The sequence below is a fragment of the Yersinia pekkanenii genome, assembly GCF_001152565.1.
Taxonomy (GTDB): domain Bacteria; phylum Pseudomonadota; class Gammaproteobacteria; order Enterobacterales; family Enterobacteriaceae; genus Yersinia; species Yersinia pekkanenii.
The window spans coordinates 1-1,971 of sequence record NZ_CQAZ01000148.1 but is presented as its reverse complement, the minus strand read 5'-3'; the positions used below and the strand labels follow the sequence as shown (position 1 = coordinate 1,971).

The window sequence follows — 1,971 nt, the reverse complement described above, 5'->3', positions numbered from 1 at the left end:
CCCGCCGCCAACGCCAGAGGAACTCATTTTATTATCTCAGCATAAAAAGACAGAACTCATTGCACATGCAGCAGAAGTCATTGCCCCGATGCGTGACGCAAAAGACGGCGATTACATTGACGATGAAGATATCCCGCGTTTGGCTGCGTGGCAGAAGTACCGCTATGATCTGACAAAAGTCGATGTTTCACGCCCTAAGTGGCCCGAGGTGCCAGATGTGGCATAAATCATTATTACGCATCCCGCCGAATCTAGCCCCCGTCAATTGCTCAGCCGTGGCCGTTCACCCCTGGGCGTTTGGTGTCGGCCAGAGTGAACCATCAGGCTCTTTCCTCAGCCCGGAAAACGCGATCAATTCACTCGCCAGTCGATTGGCCGGCGCAGACAGCGATCAGGATGTGCTGGTATTGCTGATTGCCGCCAACACCCTGACCGAATTTATTACTTTATTGACCGCCGCCGCTGCCGTGTTCCCGATACCGGCACTGACTCAAGTTCAGCGCCGGGCCAAGGCCGCGTTAAGTCTGGATACCAGTAAAATGCAAATCCCCGCACGCCCTGGCGGTTTGCCAGCCAGTGCGCCGCTATCGGTTGCCACCACCCGTGCGGCATCCGGTGCGCAAGCCTTGCAAAAGGCAATCAGTGATACCGCAGGCGGCAGCAGTAGCGCGGCCATAGATACCGCGTTGGCCGCATTCAGCCAGCAGCGAGCCGCATTACTGGCCGAGGCAGGAAAGAGCCTGGAACTGCTACAGGGTGCGAGTGTGCCGGTGTGGTCGTTATCGGTTGAGGACAACACACAAACGGCGATCGCCGAGATGAAAAAAGACATACCCGACAGTCAGGCCATTTTCAGCCTGGCGTTACTGTTTGTGGGCGCTGATTTGGCCCCACTGCGCGAAATGGTGGTAAATCATGGCTGATATTGTGATGTTGGCGCTCGATGGCGAGGCTATCCCGCTGAGTAATATCCTCGTGACGCTGACGATGCCGATTCAGGATAAAGACCAGAGCGGCCAGGCCAGCAGTACCGACAAAGCGGAGCAAGGGACGAAGGGCAAGGAGTTGCGCGTGTCCGGGTTAATTTCTTATGCGGATAAAGCCATTTTGACCCGTATTTTTGCCCTGGCAGAGGCTAAAAACAGTGATGGCAGTAAAAAACGCTACCGCGTGGCCCATGAAATGGCGCAGGCGGTGAAATTCAGGGAGGCGACATTTACCAGTGGCGTGGATGCCGCGCAGCAAACGGACAGAATGGCCTGGCTGGTTAATTTTACCCTGGCTGAGCATTCAAGCGTTGCTGAGCGCAAAGCCCAACAAGCCAGTGCGGGCGGCAAGAACGCCACCGTTCAGACCGCAGGCGGCACCGCGACAGCCGGAGAGTCAGAGGAAAGCCGCACCTGGTTTGAGAATGTGCTGCAAAAAATTGATAACACCATTGGCCCATCAGGGGGTGATACATGAAATCGGTTGTTACATTGCGCATCGGTGATGATGAAATCCCCGCCAATAATTTAAATCTTTCGCTCTCACTCAATGGGTGCGGTCTGGGTTTCATTACCGTCATGACAGAGCGGGATTGTGTCGGTAAGTTAGTGCGGCTGGACTTGGGCTATAACGCCTCAATCTATCGCTGGTTAACCGGATTTGTGGAGCGCACCGCGCCGGCTGAAAATGGCGCGCAGCGGTTATCTGTGCGGGAGCTGGTCGGCGTGTTTGATCGTTCGTGGCCGTGCTCATTGCAACACCCCACATTACGCGATGTCACTGACGCGCTAGGCAAATCCACTAACATGCCTTTTGTGTTGCCGGAAAACGTCGGTTATACCGACACCCCGATCCCTCATTTTCAGCACCATGGTACTGGTTATCAGCTCCTTATCAATCTGGGCCGCGCGTTCAATATTCCCGATTATGTCTGGTACCAGCTACCCGATGGCACGGTCTATGTCGGCAGTTATGCCGATTCCC

3 protein-coding genes and 1 pseudogene are annotated in these 1,971 nt (G+C 55.0%); all 4 read left to right on the top strand.

Annotation, left to right across the window (positions count from 1 at the left end; genetic code table 11):
• Positions 1 to 226, top strand: a 226-nt coding sequence (locus AEP37_RS23455) for a tail fiber assembly protein (RefSeq protein ID WP_049615587.1), incomplete at its 5' end; no start/stop codon positions are given.
• Positions 216 to 923 carry a hypothetical protein gene (locus AEP37_RS23450; protein WP_049615586.1) on the top strand — a complete coding sequence of 236 codons (708 nt, stop codon included), beginning with the start codon at positions 216 to 218 and terminating at the stop codon, positions 921 to 923. The genes AEP37_RS23455 and AEP37_RS23450, both read left to right, overlap by 11 nt.
• Positions 916 to 1,464 (top strand): baseplate complex protein, encoded by a 549-nt coding sequence (locus tag AEP37_RS23445; protein ID WP_049615585.1) that lies wholly within the window; start codon positions 916 to 918, stop codon positions 1,462 to 1,464. The genes AEP37_RS23450 and AEP37_RS23445 overlap by 8 nt, the downstream gene beginning before the upstream one ends.
• Positions 1,461 to 1,971: pseudogene (locus AEP37_RS23440) on the top strand (hypothetical protein); the annotation flags it as partial. The gene AEP37_RS23445 and the pseudogene AEP37_RS23440, both read left to right, overlap by 4 nt.